Genomic DNA, 4,741 nt, shown 5'->3' with positions numbered 1-4,741 from the left:
CCGTATAAACCCTGCCACACCGCAAGAGATTACAGCAGTAAAATGGGTAGTCTATGATGATGCGCTTAATGAGATTACAATCTATACAGGAGCTACAGGAGACACCTTTATATTACAAAATCCGCCAAAAGCAGGGCATTATTATATAGAAGCATATAAGAATAGTAGCTATTTAGCCAAAGCTAAAGCAGGCAAACTATCCGTAGCACAATTAAGTAAAAAAACAGCAGTAACCAAGGTAGAAGTTACAGAACCTACTGTAGTCATTGCCCAATGGGAGCGAAAAGATGGTACTAAGAAACTACGTACAGGATATAAAAACGAAGTCTCCTATATTCATATCCAATTAAAAAGCTACCATAATAATGCCGTAGATATTACGGTATATAGCGGTACTACAGCGCTTTGTACTATGACTAAGTGCAAGGCTAATAATAATAGTACCATTATACAAGAATTTAGGATGACTGATCGTTATAAAGAAGCGATGCAGGGCACACCAAACGAATTAGTATTTAAAATCACTGGTAGAGACGAACCGATCAAAGATCAGGACACCGCACGATACCCGATCAACAAGGGATTATGTGTAGAGGACAAAGAACAAGTTAGGGATGCTTATTTTATGTACAATGGCGAGCGACTACGAGCCAAACCCGTAGCCTATGGCATTACAGTACAAGGGGTTGTAGAAACCGTAAATATGATCGGAGAATCTATGGAAGTAGATGTGTACAGAACCCAAAAACTACTCTATATCGATGCTGCTGTATCAGACCCCAAAGTATTTACACAAGACCTAACAGTAGATAATGAAGGGAGGATAACCTTTGATTTTACCGTAGAATCCCGATGGTGGAGAGATCAGCATATCCTAGGCAAGCAATTTTATATCTCGGTAGAAAAATCGAAATGGGCATGGTTTACCCCTGCAAACATCTTTAGAGGATCGATAAAAGCCTATAAAAAAGGAGATAAAGTAGAAGGAGGAGTAACGCCTGTGGTGGTGGAACAGGCAACACATACCCCTGATAAAAAGAAAAAAGGAAAATGTGAGAATTGTGATAAAGATATTACCTTAGAGGAGATAAAAAATATTTGTTCAGATGATAATGGAAAATGTCTAATATTAGATACAACTACGATTGAATCAGCACTTCCTTTTCTAAATCAATATCGTAAAAAAGTAGGTATCGATACCTGTACTCGCAAGGCACACTTTTTGGCTCAGATAGCACAAGAAAGTAAATTTTACAGCTTACAAGAAAATTTTAACTGGTATTGGGAGGCGTTATTAGATACATTTCCTAGTTATTTTAGGCAATTCTCTACACAATCAGCAAAAGAAGCTAAAGCCAAAGAATTAGGGCGAGAAGAAAAAGAGGGTGCTACATTAACTCTAGAGGAGCAAAAAACACTAGCCAATGCTATTTATGGAAAAACACACCCTATAGGAAAAGAAGCAGGACATAAAGAGGGAGATGGGTGGCGATATAGCGGTAAAGGATTTAAACAGATCACTTGGAAAACCAATTATAAAGAAGTTCAGGATTTTTATAACAAAAAAATGAAAGAAGATATAGAATCTGATGTATCTTGGGTTGATAGTGATAATCCTTATAAATTAAAAAACAATGCTAAAGATGCAATGATAAGCGCACTAGCATACTGGGGTTGGAAAATAATAAACCCTAGGGCAAATTATGCAGATGAATATGCTGTAAAATCAGTTACCTATAGAATAAATGGAGCATTAAAAGGGTTACACGAAAGAAAGCGATATTTTCTAAGAGCCAAAGACCAATTAAAAATAGAAGAATGTCCTTTGTATAAAGGTAAAAAATGGCAAGAACAAGAATTAGGAACTGTGGTTGTCATAGCAGGAAAATCCTATAAATATGGTGAACCAAATAGTAATGGCGATAAATGGGCAGTATACAAAACTAGTGTATACAGACGTATGAGTTTAGAAAAATATAAAGAACTAAAAGAAAAAGAAGAACTCCCAGAACCAGATTATATAACTTACCTAGCTAGAGATGCACATGGAAGTGAAGAAGATTATGACCCTAAATCACAATATCGATATGGTACAAACAATGAAACCCCACCAGGAGAGTATTATTTGTTTAAAAGACAATCTAATAAGCAAAGATATCAATGGCATATTGGTGATATAGAAAAATCAGCCTCTATTAAAGATACAGAAAGTGGTATTAACAGAAAAGGGATTGCCATACACGGAGGGTATCCCTCTGGATCTGTTGGTTGTTTAACAATTCATCAAGGTAAAGGTAAACCCAATGCATTAGTAGATGAGTTTTATGCTAATGTACCTGATATTGACGACCTAAAAGAGGAAGAAAATAGAAATGTACGAATTATATTAGAACCTCGTGAAGTTAAAGAAATTGGGAGCTGGGGTTCTGGTGCTACAAAATATGAAGGAATCGTAGAAGAAAATACTAATTAATAATGCATAAAAAGATGAAATTAGCAGTTTATACATCCATCATTGGGATGTCATTACTTTCTTGTAAACAAAATACAACCAACGGACAAAACGATACAGATCAAAATAATATAAAACAAAATATTATGGTTTCTCAGGACTATCCTTTAAAATATACACAAAAGCAAGATGTAAAGAGCATTTTATCCTATCTACAAACTAAATTTTATAAGACTCCTAGCGATAGTATTTTTCGGAATGTTATTGCAGAAAAATTTAAAATAGATATTGATACAGCATTTTATATGCCTAGTAGTATTTCATATCTAAAAGAAAAGTATGAAGAAGTAGGGTTAGCTCCTTTTCTAAATAAATCAGATTCTCCTATTTTATATGCAAGAGCTTATAGAACTAATAAGTTTATCTGTCCACTTATTGAAGATTCTATTGAGGGGTTTTTTATTGATGGCAAATCCTTTGAAGATTATCCTAGGGAAAGAAAAGAGATTTTATATCATTTTAATAACTGGATGTTTCATGATAACAAAGCCTCATTTGCATATCTAAAAGCAAAAAAACCGTATACATTTATGCATATGATTCATGATTATGCCTATACAGGCAATGATGAGTATACTAAGTTTATTCTAAAAAGTATAGGAGAAGGACGACATGCCCAAGAAAACGTAGATGAAATGGCAATGGGATGGGTAGCCAAAAAGAAAAGATATGGAGTACGAAAAAATGTAGTAGAAAAAATAGTGGAGCTGCAACCTAGCCTTGTTTTTAATATTGGGATGATTGTAAGTGATTTTGAAGGATACACGGTAAAAAGTAAAGAGCGCAATCAATTTTATACTTACGAAACCAAAGAGCAGAAATTAGAAGATTTTTCATATTTAATGAATGTACTTGTAGATCAGGGTATGGTAGGTATCCTTGATGAATTGTATAATGAAGATCCTATGGTGCTAGGGCTTCTTAAAAAACATGATTTTTATGGGTATAAAGACTTAAAAAATTATAGTTTAAAAAGGTATGGTCAGACTCCATATGATGAAGAACACCCAAAACCTGTTTATGATATGGCAGTTATTAATGATCCAGATGGATATACCAATGTACGGGACAAATCTGGAGAAATAATCTTTAAAATCATGGATGGAGAGGAATTTATGGTTTCAAAATCTGATAAGAAAATAATAGGAGAGTTTTATAAAGAGGGTTGGTGGTTTGTTCGTTTTAAAGGTAAAGAAGGCTGGATACATAATAGTAGAGTAAAAATCATTAAATGATTTTCTTATGAGATGAATTATCATAAAAATTAGAAACTACTTTCTTGTACTTGCATTGATTTTTAAAGGTGCTTAACCTTTAACGATATAACCTTTAAAATAAATTATAGAGTTGGAAAACGACAGATTAGATCAAGAATGGTTAGTACTGAATATGACCAGAGAATTAATAAAACTAGCTTCTAGAGGTGATGTTTTAAAATCGACTTATAAAAATGCAATAACTTTTGCAGGGCAATTATATCCTGATTTAATGGGAGAAAGTAGTCTATTAAGAAGACAAGAAGAAAGTACGACTACACAAGAATATCGACAAAGAGCTGAGCTAAAATCATTAAGTGAAGGTAAAGAATTTACCGCTTTACAATTAGTTTTAGATGAAATAGAAGAATTAAGTAGGCTTATCAAAAGATCTGGAGGTACTATTAAGAATCCTCATTTATTGCAAAAGAAAATATCCCAACTTATTAAAGCTAAAAAAGAATTAGATTCCGAAAATCATGAAGAATCTGAGGTTATTTTTAAAGATATAAGTGCTATGGATACACAATTCCATAAGATCGATACAGGAAAAGCATATAGAGACTATCAGATAGCCGATAATAAGGTTCTTCGGATGAGAGTATTTCATCCAAGCAAGAAAGAACAGGAGTCTGGTGCAGATTTTATTTATGAACGTTTTAATCAAGATACAAAGAAAGTTAGTCTAATTTTAATTCAATATAAAATATGGAGTAATCGGAAATTATATCTATCAGATAAAAAAATACAACGACAGTTACATAAAATGAAGTCTTTTTCTTGTGATAATACTTTATGCTGTTCTAATTCAGAAAAGAATACTTACAGGTTTCCTTGTTGTGCTTCTTTTTTACGCCCTACAGATAAACTACAAAATCCTGATCAAAAATTTATATCAACAGGAGAACATATTCCTATCTGTAAAATAGATGAATATAAATCAAAGGGAGAAAAAGATGCTAACATCTTAGGG

Annotated in this window: 3 protein-coding genes; all 3 read left to right on the top strand. The window is 33.1% G+C overall.

Annotated features, from left to right (window positions below):
* The coding region (locus N456_RS24355; RefSeq protein WP_205410264.1) for a glycoside hydrolase family 19 protein at nucleotides 1-2,473 on the top strand (2,473 nt) is incomplete at its 5' end.
* A 14-nt stretch (nucleotides 2,474-2,487) separates the two neighbouring features.
* A complete protein-coding gene (locus tag N456_RS08725) occupies nucleotides 2,488-3,747 on the top strand; it encodes a hypothetical protein (protein WP_148639260.1) in 1,260 nt (419 codons plus the stop codon).
* 112 nt (nucleotides 3,748-3,859) lie between these two features.
* Nucleotides 3,860-4,741: hypothetical protein (locus N456_RS08720; protein ID WP_062056009.1), on the top strand; the 882-nt coding region annotated here is incomplete at its 3' end.

This window comes from Aquimarina longa SW024, assembly GCF_001401755.1.
Taxonomy (GTDB): Bacteria; Bacteroidota; Bacteroidia; order Flavobacteriales; family Flavobacteriaceae; genus Aquimarina; species Aquimarina longa.
The sequence above is the reverse complement of the archived record's forward strand: the minus strand, read 5'-3'. Positions and strand labels throughout refer to the sequence as shown.